14 protein-coding genes and 1 tRNA gene are annotated in these 14306 nt (G+C 66.8%); 9 read left to right on the top strand and 6 right to left on the bottom strand.

The genetic code is table 11. The annotated features are described in order from the left end of the window. Positions 1-11: 11 nt before the first annotated feature. Both AL3_RS11305 and AL3_RS11300 read left to right on the top strand, forming a co-directional pair. Positions 12-326 carry a metal-sensitive transcriptional regulator gene (locus AL3_RS11305; protein ID WP_066300753.1) on the top strand — a complete coding sequence of 105 codons (315 nt, stop codon included), beginning with the start codon at positions 12-14 and terminating at the stop codon, positions 324-326. Positions 327-343: 17 nt separating this feature from the next. Next, a complete protein-coding gene (locus AL3_RS11300; protein ID WP_255220895.1) occupies positions 344-1537 on the top strand; it encodes a winged helix DNA-binding domain-containing protein in 1194 nt (397 codons plus the stop codon). 66 nt (positions 1538-1603) lie between these two features. Here AL3_RS11300 and AL3_RS11295 read toward each other — a convergent pair whose 3' ends face one another. Next, complete coding sequence (locus AL3_RS11295; protein ID WP_066300749.1) at positions 1604-2341, bottom strand: alpha/beta fold hydrolase; 738 nt, start codon at positions 2339-2341, stop codon at positions 1604-1606. A 73-nt stretch (positions 2342-2414) separates the two neighbouring features. Between AL3_RS11295 and AL3_RS11290 the strand changes: the two genes are divergently transcribed. Further along, positions 2415-3113 carry a helix-turn-helix transcriptional regulator gene (locus tag AL3_RS11290; protein ID WP_066300746.1) on the top strand — a complete coding sequence of 233 codons (699 nt, stop codon included), beginning with the start codon at positions 2415-2417 and terminating at the stop codon, positions 3111-3113. Positions 3114-3191: 78 nt separating this feature from the next. On the opposite strand, the gene AL3_RS11285 is transcribed toward AL3_RS11290, so the two are convergent. Continuing rightward, positions 3192-3264 (bottom strand) — tRNA-Lys (locus AL3_RS11285). A gap of 196 nt (positions 3265-3460) precedes the next feature. Here AL3_RS11285 and AL3_RS11280 point away from each other — a divergent pair. The 3 genes from AL3_RS11280 (at position 3461) to AL3_RS11270 (ending at position 5959) form a co-directional block, all read left to right on the top strand. Further along, the gene (locus AL3_RS11280; protein ID WP_066300743.1) at positions 3461-4105 is read left to right on the top strand and encodes a hypothetical protein; all 645 of its coding nucleotides are present in this window, start codon (positions 3461-3463) and stop codon (positions 4103-4105) included. A 224-nt stretch (positions 4106-4329) separates the two neighbouring features. Then, positions 4330-4947, top strand: coding sequence for a DUF47 domain-containing protein (locus AL3_RS11275; RefSeq protein ID WP_066300741.1), 618 nt, complete (start codon positions 4330-4332; stop codon positions 4945-4947). Between the two features lies 1 nt (position 4948). After that, complete coding sequence (locus AL3_RS11270; RefSeq protein WP_066300739.1) at positions 4949-5959, top strand: inorganic phosphate transporter; 1011 nt, start codon at positions 4949-4951, stop codon at positions 5957-5959. Between the two features lie 85 nt (positions 5960-6044). Here the strand turns inward: AL3_RS11270 and pstB are convergent, their stop codons facing one another. The 4 genes from pstB to pstS all read right to left on the bottom strand — a co-directional run bounded on the left by pstB (position 6045) and on the right by pstS (position 10223). Then, positions 6045-6824: a phosphate ABC transporter ATP-binding protein PstB gene (gene pstB / locus AL3_RS11265; RefSeq protein WP_066300736.1), complete on the bottom strand. Its 780-nt coding sequence runs from the start codon at positions 6822-6824 to the stop codon at positions 6045-6047. A 77-nt stretch (positions 6825-6901) separates the two neighbouring features. After that, positions 6902-8002: a phosphate ABC transporter permease PstA gene (gene pstA / locus AL3_RS11260; protein ID WP_174522139.1), complete on the bottom strand. Its 1101-nt coding sequence runs from the start codon at positions 8000-8002 to the stop codon at positions 6902-6904. Continuing rightward, the gene (gene pstC / locus AL3_RS11255; protein WP_066300733.1) at positions 8002-8934 is read right to left on the bottom strand and encodes a phosphate ABC transporter permease subunit PstC; all 933 of its coding nucleotides are present in this window, start codon (positions 8932-8934) and stop codon (positions 8002-8004) included. Before pstC ends, pstA begins: the two co-directional genes overlap by 1 nt. 170 nt (positions 8935-9104) lie before the next feature. Continuing rightward, positions 9105-10223, bottom strand: a complete 1119-nt coding sequence (gene pstS, locus AL3_RS11250; protein ID WP_066301057.1) for a phosphate ABC transporter substrate-binding protein PstS — start codon at positions 10221-10223, stop codon at positions 9105-9107. A 262-nt stretch (positions 10224-10485) separates the two neighbouring features. Here pstS and AL3_RS11245 point away from each other — a divergent pair, with 262 nt between their 5' ends. From AL3_RS11245 to disA, 3 genes are all read left to right on the top strand, one after another. Further along, positions 10486-11616, top strand: coding sequence for an FUSC family protein (locus AL3_RS11245; RefSeq protein ID WP_066300730.1), 1131 nt, complete (start codon positions 10486-10488; stop codon positions 11614-11616). Positions 11617-11682: 66 nt separating this feature from the next. After that, on the top strand, positions 11683-13050 hold the full coding sequence (radA, locus tag AL3_RS11240; protein ID WP_066300728.1) for a DNA repair protein RadA: 1368 nt from the start codon (positions 11683-11685) through the stop codon (positions 13048-13050). 147 nt (positions 13051-13197) lie between these two features. Beyond that, on the top strand, positions 13198-14274 hold the full coding sequence (gene disA, locus AL3_RS11235) for a DNA integrity scanning diadenylate cyclase DisA (RefSeq protein ID WP_066300726.1): 1077 nt from the start codon (positions 13198-13200) through the stop codon (positions 14272-14274). Positions 14275-14306 lie beyond the last annotated feature (32 nt).

Here is a 14306-nt window from a genome sequence, read left to right as displayed (position 1 = left end):
GGAGCACCACAATGGCTACCAGCACCAAGCCGTCCAGCGGAACCGCACACGGCTACATCAGCGACAAAGACCGCTACCTCGCCCGTCTCAAGCGGATCGAGGGGCAGGCCCGCGGCATCCACCGCATGGTGGATGAGGACACCTACTGCATCGACATCCTCACGCAGATCAGCGCTTTGACCTCGGCCCTGGAGAACGTGGCCCTGGCCCTGCTGGACGACCACCTCAAGCACTGCGTCGTTAACGCAGCCAAGGCCGGCGGTCCCGAAGCTGACGAGAAGATCAAGGAAGCCTCCGACGCCATTGCCCGCCTGGTGAAGTCCTGACCCGACCCATCCGCCTGGTGACCGGCGGGGAGCGCCGCGCCCGCATCGGGGTACGGCACGCCCTGGCCCCATCGGCCAGGGCCGATTCGCCGGAGGCGGCAGCCCGGTCCGTGGTGTGCCTGCATGCAACAGAGGCGCCAAGCGTGCATCTGTCCTGCTGGGCGCGCACCAGCAGCGTCGGCGTGGACGACGTCGAACGTGCGCTCTACGATTCCCGCTCGCTCATCAAACAGCAGTCCATGCGTGAGACGCTCTTCGTTTTTCCCCGTGAGCTGCTGCCCGCGGTGTGGGGCAGTGCTGCCGCGCGGGTAGCCGCAGTGCACCGCAGACGGCTGATCCGGGACCTCGAACGCTGGGGACCGGCCGGTGAGGGGCGCGGCGCGGCCTGGCTTGCTGCCGCCGGGGACGCAGTGCTGGCTTGCCTGGCCGACGGCGTGCCGCGGTCCTCGAAGCAGATCCGCCAGGAAGTACCCGAAGCCGACGGCGTCATCATGCAGGCCCCGGGAAAGTCCTGGGGAGGGCCGGTAGCGATCGCACCGCGGGTGCTCGCCCAGCTGGGCTTCGACGGCGCTGCGTCACGTGCCGGAAATGCAGGAGCCTGGTACGCCAGCCGCCCCACCTGGACGACGGCGGAGGCGTGGTGGGGCCAGGCGGTGCCAGCTGCCCTGGACCCGCGGGAGGGTTATGCCGAGCTGGTGGACCGGTGGCTGTGGTCCTACGGGCCGGGCACCGTGGAGGACATCGCCTGGTGGCTGGGCGGAACCAAGGGCACGGTCCGGACGGCCCTTGATGATCTCGGCGCGGAGTGCGTGTCCCTGGAGGACGGTTCAACCGGGTGGCTGCGTGCCGACGATCTGGATCCGGTTGCTGCCCCCGAGCCGTGGGCAGCGCTCCTGCCGCTGCTGGATCCGACGGTCATGGGCTGGAAGGAGCGGGCCTTTTACCTCGGCGGGTTCGGACCCCAGCTCTTTGACAGCATTGGCAATGCCGGAACCACGGCCTGGGTCAACGGACGGGTTGCCGGGGCATGGGTGCAGGACCCGGAGGGGGAAGTCGAACTGCGGCTGCTCGACGGCGGCCTCTCCCTGGATGAGGGCGAAGCATTGGCAGCCGAAGCCCGCCGGCTGTCCGCCTGGCTGGACGGCCAGCGCGTCTTCGCTGTCTATCCGTCACCGGCCATGCAGCCCGGCGCTGGTTCCCAGCCCGGGTAGTCCGTTGAAATGCCGGGGTGTGAAATACCCGGGGCCCAGCCGGTCGGCCGGCCCCGGGCGCGCACTTTAGCTGGACTGGGACCTTTCGCTGGACTGGGACGCCTCTGCGATAACTGCTGCAAGATCCGCGGGACGGCTCCACATCGGCCAGTGGCCTGTCGGGAGGTCGAGAAGGTCCAGGTTCCGGAGCCTGGCAACGTCGGCGAACATGGGATTGCCGGCGGTGGCCAGCTCCATCATCTGTGAGCTCGGAAGAGAGCAGCAGATGATGGTGGCCGGCACCTCAAAGCGTGCCTCGCTGCTCAGTTCCACTGACTCGCGCAGCACGGGTCCGGGCTCGGGGACTGCCCGGGTCCGGAAACGCTCAAGAACTCCGGCGCCGAGGCCTTCGAGACTGGCTTGCTGTCCGAGCACTTCGAAGGGCGGCAGCGGAAGCTCTTCCATGTCCGCTCCGGGGGCGAACACGGTGCCGGACGAGACCGGGCCGCTGTCGACCCAGATCACCCTGCGGATCAGGTTGGGGAGCCGGTCGAGAACGAGGCTCACCGGGGCATTCGCTCCGCTGTGGGCAACGATGATCACCGGGCCGGTTTCACTCGCCACGGCCTGCTCGATTGCCGCGGCTTGATCCCCGAGGGTCCTGGACGCCCTTTCCGGATCTGTCGCGTCGAGTCCGGGCAAGGTGATCGGAACAGCCCGCCGGCCCAGGCCAGTCAGGTGTTCCAGGACGTCGTCCCACGCCCAGGCCCCCAGCCAGTGTCCGGGGATCAGAAGGATAGTTGGGCTATACAAATCAGTCGTCATGCCACGATCATCGCAGGCCTGGTGGACAGCTGCCTGTCACTATTTCTGGCATGATTTGGCTGGAGGTTGAGACATGAAAAGAGCAGAGCGGCTCCACGCATTATCGGAGATGCTGCGGCGCAGCGGTACCCGAGGGTGCACGGCGGACCGGCTGGCAAGTGAGTTTGGCGTTTCGGTGCGGACGATCAAGCGGGACCTCGACGCGCTTGAGAACAGCGGCGCGCCGATCTGGTCGCGCCCCGGCCCCGGCGGCGGATACGGCCTGAGCACCCGGTCCAATCTCCCGCCGATCAGTTTGACCCCGTCCCAGGCCGTGGCGCTCCTTGCGGCAGTCTCGGCAGCCCCCGATGCCCCCTATGCTGACCTGGCCTCGGCCGGCATCCGGAAGATCCTGGATGTCCTTGACCCCCGGACCCGGAAGCAGGCCGACGAGCTCGCGAGCCGCGTCTGGGTCAACAGCGGACCGGCTCCGGCGCGGGCCGTCAGATCGGCCCTTGAGGAGGCCATGGCCGATCAATATGTTGTGCGGATCCGCTACATTTCGCAGTCCGGGGAAAAGACCACCCGCGACGTCGAGCCGGTTATTTTCGGGTCCACAAACGGCCGGTGGTATCTGATCGGCTGGTGTCAGCTGCGGAATGAAATGCGCTGGTTCCTCGTGACGCGCATTGAGCAGGCCAACGTGACGAGGACGCGTTGTTCCGGCCACACCATCCAGGAGATTGGTGTTCCCCCAGCAGCGGCCAGGTCCGTGCACAGTGCCGGTGAGTGAGGTGCCGGTGAATGAGGTACCGGCAAGTGAGGATGTTCAAACCTGCGGGCACCGCAGGTTTGAACATCCAACAAGGGGTGGGCCCTGTGGGGCTCGAACCCACGACCCACGGATTAAAAGTCCGATGCTCTACCAACTGAGCTAAAGGCCCCCACCAACAAAACCAGGTGCTGCCCAAAAACGGAACACACCTGCCGTGTTGACTTTCCCACTTTATCGCACCGCCGAGGAAACGCGGAAACCTCCTCCGCCCGTCCAGGGATGCCCCTTTCGGCTGTCCCTCCGGCCGGACTCCGGCTGCGGGCAGCCGCCTCGATTCCCTGTGCCGGCGGGAGTATTCTCAAAACATGAGTGAGCCGGATTCATCAGCCCCCCGCCATCACAAGCCGAAACTCTATGCACCCATGGACTTCGCCAACCATCCCGGCGGTGCGGACCCTGCCCGGGTTTCCGAGGCCGCCCATCTGGCGGCCCAGGCCCTGGTCCACCATGGACGGGAAAGTGACGATCCCGAGGTCACGCGCCGCCTGGTGGAACTGGCAGACCAGCAGGGGCTCGAAGCCGTGGCGGAGATCTGGGCGACCAGCCCGGCGCGCTCCCTGCCCGGAGCCCTCTGGCGGCTCTACGCCCTGCGCGCCGCCGTCCAGCAGAACCCGGAACGTGTTGCCGCGTTGTATGCCGCCGGCAAGGAAGCCGCACAGGTCTCCAAGGTGGTGGCAGGCGTGGCCGAACCCCTGGGGGCGGACGAAGTGCGGGCCATGGCGGACACCATCCTGTCCGGCGCCTTCAAGGGGGACTTCGACGTCGCCCTGGAACGTTTCGCCGCGTTCTGCCGGGTTGTGTCCCTTGGCGAAACCCACCACGCGGACTCGGCGGAAGCAGGCAACAGCGCGCGTGCCACCGAACTCACCCGGAATGCCCGCCAGCTGGTGGTAACCGCCGAGGACCTGGAGTATTCGGCCGAGGCCTGGCGCCGCGGAGAACTGGACTAAGCCCATCCCGGGCAGCTTCCAGGCCTGTGGACACTCCAGTTGACATCGGGGACAGGGAGTAGAAAACTGAAATTGGTGTCGGACCGCGGAACCCCCGGGCTTCAACTTAGAGCCGCTTCGAGCGGCCTTCCGCCGAGAGGCGCTCCCGGTCCGGCACCGTTCACATCTTCTCCATCGGATATTCTTACCGGTGTGATGAGCTCCCAGCGCACCCGGCCTGTCCGATGAAACTCCGGCTGTTCCCGCAGGAAAGCGCCGGCCTGGACCTTCTTTCCCGCATGGCGGTACAAGCCGTCCGAGGCACCGCTACGCTCTCCGAGGCTTTGGGAGCCGAACCCGCGGAGTTCCCGCGGCTCGCCGAAGAGCTCCACACTCTGGAGGCGGAAACCACTGAGCTGCATTTCGCCCTGATGACGCAGATGCGGACCAGCTTCATTAATCCGCTGCCCCGCGAGGACCTCTACGACCTTTCCCTCATTCTGCTGGCCGTCATGGAGCGGCTGGACAGTGCCGCCGAGATCATTTCGCTGTACAAGCTGACGCACGTTTCCCGGCGGGCCGCCGAACAGCTCGAAGTACTGGGCCGGCAGTCCGAACTGACCGTGGCCGCGATGCGCACCCTGGCTTCCCTCGAAGACCTGGAAGACTACTGGATCGAAATGCTGCGCCTGAGCAAGCGCGTGGAGCGGACCCACCGGATGTGGCTCGCCGAGTTGATGAACGACCACAAGGCGCTGTCCTACATCCGCCACCGGGACCTGGCCGACCAGCTCGCAGCGGCGTCGAAGGAACTGCGCCGGGTCGGCACCTACGTCGGCAACATCCTCGTGCGGGAATCGTAGGTTGACCACCGCACTGCTCGTCGCCGTGTTCGCCTTCGCGGGGTGTTACGCCTTCATCAACGGCTTCCACGACGTCTCCAATTCGGTTGCCGCAGCAGTGCGGACACGTGCCCTGACACCGGGCGTCGCCGTCGTGCTGGCCAGCGTTTTCAACCTCCTGGGCGCGCTGATGAGCACCGCCCTGGCGCTGGTCCTGGCGGATCTGTTCGTGAAGCTGCCCCCGGGCAGCAGCGGCCTGGGGATCCTGATGGCCGGGCTCGCCTCGGCCTGCGCGTGGGGCCTGTGGACCTGGTGGCGGCGGATGCCGTCCTCCTCAACACATGCCCTGGTGGGCGGCATTGTGGGCTCCGGAGCCGCATCCGCACTGGTGGGCGGACCCAGCATCGCTGAATCCTTCCGGATGCTCTGGGACCAGATCGCCCTGCCGCTGCTGCTCTCCCCCGTCCTTGCCTTCGTGCTGGCCTATCTGCTGGTCTACCCGGTGATGTGGCTGATGCGGTACAGCTCGCTGCGGCGCGGCGACGCCGGGAACCGCATTGCGCAGTCAGTGCTTTCCGCGGCGTTCTCGCTGGGCCACGGGATGCAGGACGGGCAGCGGACCATGGCAGTCCTGGTGCTCGGCCTCGTGGCGGCGGGATACTCGACCGGCGGGGAAATTCCCTGGGGCGTGCAGGTTTTTGCCGGCACCGCCCTGGCCGCCGGGTCGCTGTTCGGCGGGTGGCGGATCACCCATACCCTGGGCTACCGGCTGGTGCGGATCGATCCGCTGCGGGGTATGAGCGCCCAGGCGGTGGCCACCGGAATGCTGTTCCTGGGCGGATTGTGGCTGCACATCCCGCTCTCCAGCACCCAGACCATGACGGCGGCGATTGTCGGCGCCGGAGCGAACCGCCGCTTTGCCGCCGTCCGCTTTATTCCGCTGCGCAACATCCTGGGCACCTGGCTGATCACGGCGCCTGCGGCAGCCCTGCTGGGCGGAATCTTCTTCCTGGCCCTCAGCCCGCTCCTCTAGCCTCCCCGCCCCGCAGAAGACCCTCCAGACACCGCAGGACCGGACACAGCTGGTGTCCGGTCCTGCGCGTGCGTTGGTGCGTGCTTTATCCGAAGCGTCCGGAGACGTAGTCCTCGGTGGCCTTGACCGTCGGGTTGTTGAAGATCACCGTGGTGTCGTCATATTCGATCAGCTTGCCGGGCTTGCCGGTGCCGGCGATGTTGAAGAACGCCGTCTTGTCCGAAACGCGGGCGGCCTGCTGCATGTTGTGCGTGACGATCACGACCGTGTAGTCGCTCTTGAGCTCCTCGATCAGGTCCTCGATGGCCAGCGTGGAAATGGGGTCCAGGGCGGAGCACGGCTCGTCCATGAGGATCACCTCGGGGGACACCGCGATCGCCCGCGCGATGCACAGGCGCTGCTGCTGTCCGCCGGAGAGGCCGGAACCGGGCTTGTCCAGGCGGTCCCGGACTTCCTTCCACAGGTTGGCTCCGGTCAGTGACTTCTCCACCAGGTCATCGGCGTCGGACTTGGAAATCCGCTTGTTGTTCAGCTTCACCCCGGCCAGCACGTTGTCCCGGATAGACATGGTGGGGAACGGGTTGGGCCGCTGGAACACCATGCCGATGTGGCTGCGGACGGTCACCGGGTCAACCCCGGGGCCGTACAGGTTCTCGCCGTCGAGCAGCACCTCGCCCTCGACCCGTGCTCCGGGCAGGACCTCGTGCATGCGGTTCAGGGTGCGCAGGAAGGTGGACTTGCCGCAGCCGGAAGGGCCAATGAACGCCGTTACCGAACGCGGTTCCATCTTGATGCTGACGTCTTCGACCGCCAGGAAGTCGCCGTAGAAGACGTTGAGGCCCTTGACGTCGATTCGCTTGGACATGTGTTTCCTTCTGTTCTTTTCCGGTGGAGCATCCAGGCGGATTCTCCGGTGCCGCCGCAGCGGCCGGGTCTGGAGGGTCAGCGGCCGGTCTTGGGTGCGAAGATCCGGGCAACGAGGCGGGCGCCGAGGTTCAGCAGCATCACCATGACGATCAGCAGCAGCGCCGCAGCCCAGGCGCGCTGGGTGCTCGGGTCAGTGTTGGTGGGCGAGGTGGGGCTCATCAGCTGGCGGTAGATAAACGTCGGCAGGCTGGACATCCAGCCGGCGAAGACATTCAGGTTGATGGTGTTCACGAACCCGGCGGTCACCAGCAGCGGCGCGGTTTCGCCGATCACGCGGGCGATGGCCAGGGTGACGCCGGAGGCGATGCCGGAGATGGCGGTGGGAACCACGATCTTCAGGATGGTCCGCCACTTCCTCACACCCAGGGCGTAGGCGGCTTCGCGCAGTTCGTTGGGAACGATCTTCAGCATTTCCTCGGTGGAACGCACCACCACGGGAATCATCAGGACGGACAGCGCGACGGCGGCGACGAAGCCGGTGCGGGTTCCGGGACCGAAGAGCAGCCCGAAGAACGCGGCGGCGAACAGGCCGGCCACGATGGACGGGATGCCGGTCATCACGTCCACGAAGAAGGTGATGGCCCGGGCCAGGGGGCCGCCCCGGCTGTATTCCACCAGGTAGACGGCGGTCAGCAGGCCGATCGGCACGGAGATGATGGTGGCCCACAGCGTGATCAGCAGCGTGCCCATGATCGCGTGGTAGGCACCGCCCAGGACGGGCCCGCCGGTCTCGGCAGTGTTGTTATCCACCGTTCCGGTCATGCCGCCCATGGAGGTCAGCAGGAAGTCCGGGCTCAGTCCGGGCAGGCCCCGGACCAGCACGGTGAAGATGACCGAGATGAGCGGTACCAGGGCCAGGATGAAGGCGCCGTAGATCAGGTTGGTGGCAAACCGGTCGGTGGCGCGCCGGCTGCCTTCCACCATCCGGGTCACGATGGTGCTGCCGGCCACGAAGAGAAGCGCGGCAAAAATGGCGAACGACGCAACATGGAACCCCAGCAGCGCAGAGAGCGCCGCTCCCAGCACGATCGACGCGGCCAGCACGGCCCACATCGCGTAGCCGGGGAGCTTGTTCTTGGTCAGGGCGGAAGAACGGGTCAGGGTGGTCTCAATCATCAGTTGGCTCCCGAGAATTCTTTGTGGCGGCTGATGATCCAGCGGGCAATCACGTTGACGATCAGGGTGATCACGAACAGGACCAGGCCGGCGGCGATCAGCTCAGACAGCCGCAGTCCGTAGGCCTCGGGGAAGTTCAGGGCAATTTCGGCGGCGATGGTCTGGTTTCCCGGCCTGATCAGGCTGGCGATCAGCCCGCCGGAGGAGAGCACCAGGGCCACGGCCATGGTCTCGCCCAGGGCGCGGCCGAGTCCAAGCATCACGGCGCTGATGATGCCGGGCCGGGCGAAGGGCAGCACGGCCATGCGGATCATTTCCCAGCGCGTGGCACCCATGGCCAGGGCGGCTTCCTCATGCAGTTTCGGCGTCTGCAGGAAAATTTCCCGGGTCAGGGAGGTGATGATCGGCAGGACCATCACGGCCAGCACGACGCCGGCGGTCAGCATGGTCTTGCCGGTCTGGCTTGCGGGTCCGGCGAAAAGCGGGATCCAGCCGGCGTTCTCGGCCAGCCAGTTATACGGCCCCACGAGGGCCGGTGCCAGGACGGTCATGCCCCAGGCGCCGTACACCACGGAAGGGATCGCTGCCAGCAGGTCTACGACGTAGCCGAGGCTCTGCGCGAGCCGGCGCGGCGCGTAGTGCGAGATAAAGAGCGCGACGCCGATTCCCACCGGGGTGGCGATCAGCAGTGCGATCGCGGCCGCGATGACCGTACCGATGACCAGCGGGAAGATGTAGGTGAAGAAGCCTGAGCCGCCCGAGATCTCCGACGAGGGGGCGGTGAAGGTGGGAAGCGCCTGCCAGAGCAGGAACGCAGCCACCGCGAACAGGACAGTCAGGATCAGGCAACCCGCCAGCAGTGTGATGCCGGAGAAGACCTTGTCTCCTGCACGTCCGGCACCGCCGGCGCCCTGTATTGACTTGCTTGACACTGCACAACCCTTCGAACAATTGTTGGCAACTTGCTTCACCTGTGGACAAGACACCGCACTCGCCAGTTTTCACTGTCAGCCGGTGAACTTCAAGCTGGCTCCCTGGCGGGGCAAATGCCCCCGCAGTGCGCCGTGGCGCTGTGCGGGGGCCTGCCTCGGCTGGCCGGGTATTAGGAAGCGACCTTGATGGATTGGAGGGCCTTGACGGCCTGCTCCTGCAGGTTAGCGGACAGCGGGGCATTGCCGGCGGCGTCGGAAGCTGCAGCCTGTCCCTCTTCGCTCACCACGTACTCACCAAAAGCCTTGATCAAATCCACGGTCTCCTGGTCCTGGTAGGTGGTGCAGTAGATGTGGTAGGAGACCAAAACCACAGGGTAGGCGCCGGATTCCGTGGTGTCGCGGGCCAGATCCATCGCCATGTCAACGTCCGGACGGCCTTCGCCGGTGACCGGAGTGGAGGCCTCGACGGCCTTGGCCGCGGCGTCGGAGGTGTAGGCAACGTACTCGTCGCCCACCTTGACCGATACCTTGCCCATGTTCCCGACGGCGGAGGCATCGGCGTACGTGATGGCGCCGTTGGTTGCGCTGGCCGCGGAGACGACGCCGCTGGTGCCCTGCGCGTTCTCCTGGCCGTCGAGTTCAGCCGGCCATTCGCCGTCGGCCTCGGTAGTCCAGACCTCCGGAGCCGCGGCGGCGAGGTAGTCGGTGAAGTTAGTGGTGGTTCCGGAGTCATCTGCCCGGTGGACAACGGTGATCGGTGTGGCGGGCAGCTCGGTGCCCTCGTTCTGCCCGGCGATCGCCGGATCGTTCCAGGTGCTGATCTCTCCGCGGAAAATGCCGGCGATCGTGGCGGCGTCCAGGTTCAGTTCCTTCACACCGTCCAGGTTGAAGGCAATCGCAATCGGGGAGATGTAGGCGGGAACGTTGAAGGCGCCGTCCGGACCGCAGACCTTCTGCGACGCGGCAGCTTCCTCATCCTTCAGGTAGGCGTCCGAGCCGGCGAACTGCGCACCGCCGGCCAGCAGGGCCTCCCGTCCGGCACCGGAACCATCCGGTGAATACTGGACGGACGCGCCGGGGTGCGCGGCACTAAACCCTGCAATCCAGGCATCCATGGCCGAGGCCTGTGAACTGGCGCCGACGCCGGACAGTGTTCCCGAGACGGTCGAGGCGGAGGCAGAAGTTTCAGTGCCGGCGGCGTCGGTGGCGTTGTCGCTGCCGCATGCGGCCAGGGACAGTGCTGCCACCGAGAGAACGGCCGCGGTGCGGCCAAAGCGGAATACCTTCACGATTGTGTTCCCTTTCAAGGGTGGTATATCCGGCGCGTCAACGCCGGGAGTCTTTTCGCTGGGACGTTTGGTCGTCCCGGATTGAGACTGGCCCGCCAAGGTGAACGGAAAGTGAACTCGAACCAAGCAGATCGGGAATTCTGCGCCGGGGCAGGATTCGGAGCTTCCGCGCGGGCTTCCGCGGCGCGTCACGGCGGTGATCGGGAGGTCACAGTGCCCGCGCAGCACCCTGACTGGAGCCGCACCGTCCTAGACTGTTGGCATGCCCGCCCGTGACAGTCTCTCCGCCACCCGCGGTTTCCTGCGGGACCGGTTCCGGATCGGGCTGAAACGCAGCGGCGCCTCGGTGATCCCCGCACTGCAGATGACCATCTGTGCGGTGGGCGCCTATGCCTTCGCCGAGTATGTCCTGGGCCACGAGGCCCCGCTGTTCGCCGCGACCGCTGCCCTGATCTCGCTTGGCTTCTCCCGCGAACCGCGCACCCGGCGGGTGCTGGAAGTCGGGATTGGCTGCACCTTGGGCATCACTATCGGTGAAATCCTCCTGCAGGTGCTCGGCAACGGCCTGTGGCAGGCCGCCATTGTGCTCTTCACCTCGCTGATGCTGGCCCGTTTCCTGGACCGCGGTGTCATCTTCACCACGCAGCTGGGCCTGCAGTCCCTGCTGGTGGTGCTGCTTCCGGCGCCCGACGGCGGGGTGTTCACCCGCAGCGCCGACGCCGTCGTGGGCGGACTCTGCGCCCTGATTGTCACCATGCTGGCGCCGCGTGATCCCCGGCGGGAGCCGAAGTCCAATGTGCGTGAGCTGCTCAGCGAGCTCTCCGCGGTGCTGCGCCAGACCGCCGACGCCCTGGCCCGCAGCGACTCCACGCTGGCCTGGCACGCGCTGGTCCGGGCACGGAATACCCAGCCGCAGCTGGACATGCTCTCCCGCAGTATCCGCGACGCACGCGAGGTCGCCCGGATTTCCCCGGCCTACCGCCGCTACCTTGCCGAGCTGGGGGACCTGCGCGGTTCGGTCAGCTACCTGGACCTGGCCATCCGGAACAGCCGGGTGTTCGCCCGGCGGACCACCTCGGTGATCAACCATGCTGCCCTCTCGGATGAGGCGGTGGAGAAGGTCTCAGAAGTCATCAATGACACGGCCGACGCCGTTGACGTGCTGGCCCGTGCGTTGGGCGGCGGCGAGTCCCCTGCCATGCGGGAGCGCCACCTGCGCCAGGCACGGAACGAACTGGCCGCCGTCGGCTCCCGCCTGCATCCGGCGTCCCTGGCCGTCACCGACCTGCACGGCGACGCCCTGGTGATGTTGTTCCGCCCCCTGGTCGTGGACCTGCTGGAAGCCACCGGCCTCAGCCACGAGGAAGCGGTGACCTACCTCTCCGAGGTCTAGCAGCCGCCATCCTCCGCGGCGCTTTCGCGGCGAAGCCCCGTCAGTGCCGCGGGATAGCCTGTTGGCATGGCCACGAAGACAACACGGGCGAAGACCGCCAACTACCGCTGCACCGAATGCGGCTGGACCGCCGCTAAGTGGGTGGGCCGCTGCGGCGAGTGCCAGGCCTGGGGAACGGTCGAGGAAGCCGGGGAAGTCCTGGCCCGCACCACCGCAGCAGCAACGGTTGCCCGCCCCGCACAGCTGATTGCCGACGTCGACGCCACCACGGCCGCCTACCAGCCGACCGGCGTCGGCGAACTGGACCGGGTGCTGGGCGGCGGTCTGGTCCCCGGGGCCGTGATCCTGCTGGCCGGGGAACCCGGCGTCGGAAAGTCCACCCTGCTCCTGGATGTCGCCTCACGGGTTGCCGGCCTGGGCCGGGACGTCCTGTATGTCACGGGCGAGGAGTCAACGGCGCAGGTCAAGCTGCGCGCGGAGCGGATCGGCGCGGTCTCCGGCAGCCTTTATCTCAGCGCCGAAACCGACCTGGGCCAGGCCCTGGGCCAGGTGGAGCAGGTCAAGCCGGCCCTGCTGATCGTCGACTCGGTCCAGACCCTCAGCAGCGCCGCGGTGGACGGCAGTGCCGGCGGGGTGAGCCAGGTCCGCGAGGTCGCCGCTTCCCTCATCAACGCCGCCAAGACCAGGAACATGACCACCCTGCTGGTTGGGCATGTCACGAAGGACGGCTCCATCGCCGGGCCGCGGCTGCTGGAGCACCTGGTGGACGTGGTCTGCCAGTTCGACGGCGACCGGCACTCCCGCCTGCGGCTGCTCCGCGCCGTCAAGAACCGTTACGGCCCCACGGACGAGGTCGGCTGTTTCGACCTCACTGAGGACGGCATTGAGGGACTCGCCGACCCCAGCGGACTCTTCGTCTCCCGGACCAAGGACCCGGTTTCCGGAACCTGCATCACCGTGACCCTCGAGGGGCGGCGTCCGCTGGTTGCCGAGGTGCAGGCACTGCTCGCCGAAACCGGCAATGCCCAGGCCCGCCGGGCCACCAGCGGGCTCGATTCGGCCCGGGTGGCGATGCTGCTGGCGGTCCTGCAGCAGCGGGCCTCGATGAACCTGGCCAAGGATGACAGCTACGTGGCCACCGTCGGGGGCGTGAAGCTCACCGAGCCTGCCACTGACCTCGCTGTTGCGCTGGCCGTCGCCTCCGCCAAAATGAACAAGCCGCTTCCAGCCCGCCTCATCGCCTTCGGCGAGGTGGGGCTGGCGGGTGAGGTCCGCCCCATCCCCGGAATCGCCCGCCGGGTGCAGGAAGCCGAACGGCTCGGTTTCAGCCACGCCGTGGTTCCGGCGTCGCCCAACGGACCGGGGCAGGTGCCCGCCGGATTCAAGGTAAGAGAGGTATCCACGCTTTCCGAGGCGTTGGAACTGCTCTTCTAGATCCTGCCGGCCCAGCCTGATGGTTCATTTGTCATACTCCGGTGACGGAAGTGACAAATGTGGCCGTTTCGCGCATTACTATGGTGAAGTGTCTGCGCACCCACGCCCAGAACGTCCGTGGGCCGGACTGGCCGGAAGGAAGTGACAATGGCTCGCACCCCCGAGGATGCGTTGAAGGCCACGCTGGCCAGGGTTGCCCCCGGAACCGCCCTGCGCGATGGACTCGAGCGGATTCTGCGCGGCCGCACCGGAGCGCTCATCGTCCTGGGGTTCGACCGCACAGTGGATTCCATCTGTTCCGGCGGGTTCGACATCGGCATCGAGTTTTCCTCCACCCGGCTGCGCGAACTGGCCAAAATGGACGGTGCCATCGTCTGCGACAAGGATGGCGCGAACATTCTCCGGGCCGCGGTCCAGCTGGTGCCGGACCACACCATTGAGACGCACGAATCCGGAACCCGGCACCGCACGGCGGAGCGCGTGGCCATCCAGACAGGCTTTCCCGTCATTTCCGTCAGCCAGTCCATGCAGATCATCCAGCTCTACGTCGGCGGCCTCCGCCACGTCCTGGAAGGGTCCGAGCCCGTGGCGGCCCGCGCCAACCAGGCGCTGGCCACGCTGGAGCGCTACCGTGCCCGCCTGGACCAGGTCACCAACTCCCTCTCCGCGCTGGAGATCGAAGCCATGGTCACCATGCGGGATGTCGCCGTCACGCTCCAGCGCCAGGAAATGGTCCGCCGCATCTCCGAGGAAATCTCCCAGTACGTCCTGGAACTCGGCGTCGATGGGCGCCTGCTCTCCCTGCAGCTGGAGGAACTGACCACCGGCCTGGGCCCGGGCAGCGAAATGATCATCCGGGACTACGTGGACGTCAGCGGCAGCCTGGATGACGTGGAGGAACGGATGGCGACGCTGCAGAACCTCAGCTCCTCCGACATGGTGGACCTGGGCAAGATCGCCACTGTGGTGGGTTTCCAGCCCGGCCAGGAGTCCCTGGAAGCGGTGGTGCAGCCGCGCGGGTACCGCCTGCTGAGCAATATCAAGAGCGTCCCTCCGGCGGTCTCCAACCGACTGGTGGACCATTTTGGCGGCCTGCAGAACCTGATGGCCGCGAACATCGAAGACCTGATGCAGGTGGACGGAATCGGAGAACAGCGCGCCCGCACGGTTCGTGAGGGCCTGTCCCGGATTGCTGAAACGAGCCTGCTCGACCGGTTTATGTAGCCGGTTGATGTGGCCGGGCGCCAATCCGCGGC

The organism is Arthrobacter luteolus NBRC 107841 (assembly GCF_001552075.1).
GTDB classification, from domain to species: Bacteria; Actinomycetota; Actinomycetes; order Actinomycetales; family Micrococcaceae; genus Arthrobacter_B; species Arthrobacter_B luteolus.
This window is presented reverse-complemented; position numbering and strand designations above follow the sequence as displayed.

What these genes read in the sequence shown, in the direction of transcription:
- AL3_RS11305 (WP_066300753.1), top strand. Translation starts at nt 12, where the DNA reads ATGGCTACCAGCACCAAGCCGTCCAGCGGAACCGCACACGGCTACATC.
- AL3_RS11295 (WP_066300749.1), bottom strand. Translation starts at nt 2,341, where the DNA reads ATGACGACTGATTTGTATAGCCCAACTATCCTTCTGATCCCCGGACAC.
- AL3_RS11290 (WP_066300746.1), top strand. Translation starts at nt 2,415, where the DNA reads ATGAAAAGAGCAGAGCGGCTCCACGCATTATCGGAGATGCTGCGGCGC.
- AL3_RS11280 (WP_066300743.1), top strand. Translation starts at nt 3,461, where the DNA reads ATGAGTGAGCCGGATTCATCAGCCCCCCGCCATCACAAGCCGAAACTC.
- AL3_RS11275 (WP_066300741.1), top strand. Translation starts at nt 4,330, where the DNA reads ATGAAACTCCGGCTGTTCCCGCAGGAAAGCGCCGGCCTGGACCTTCTT.
- pstB (WP_066300736.1), bottom strand. Translation starts at nt 6,824, where the DNA reads ATGTCCAAGCGAATCGACGTCAAGGGCCTCAACGTCTTCTACGGCGAC.
- pstA (WP_174522139.1), bottom strand. Translation starts at nt 8,002, where the DNA reads ATGATTGAGACCACCCTGACCCGTTCTTCCGCCCTGACCAAGAACAAG.
- AL3_RS11245 (WP_066300730.1), top strand. Translation starts at nt 10,486, where the DNA reads ATGCCCGCCCGTGACAGTCTCTCCGCCACCCGCGGTTTCCTGCGGGAC.
- radA (WP_066300728.1), top strand. Translation starts at nt 11,683, where the DNA reads ATGGCCACGAAGACAACACGGGCGAAGACCGCCAACTACCGCTGCACC.
- disA (WP_066300726.1), top strand. Translation starts at nt 13,198, where the DNA reads ATGGCTCGCACCCCCGAGGATGCGTTGAAGGCCACGCTGGCCAGGGTT.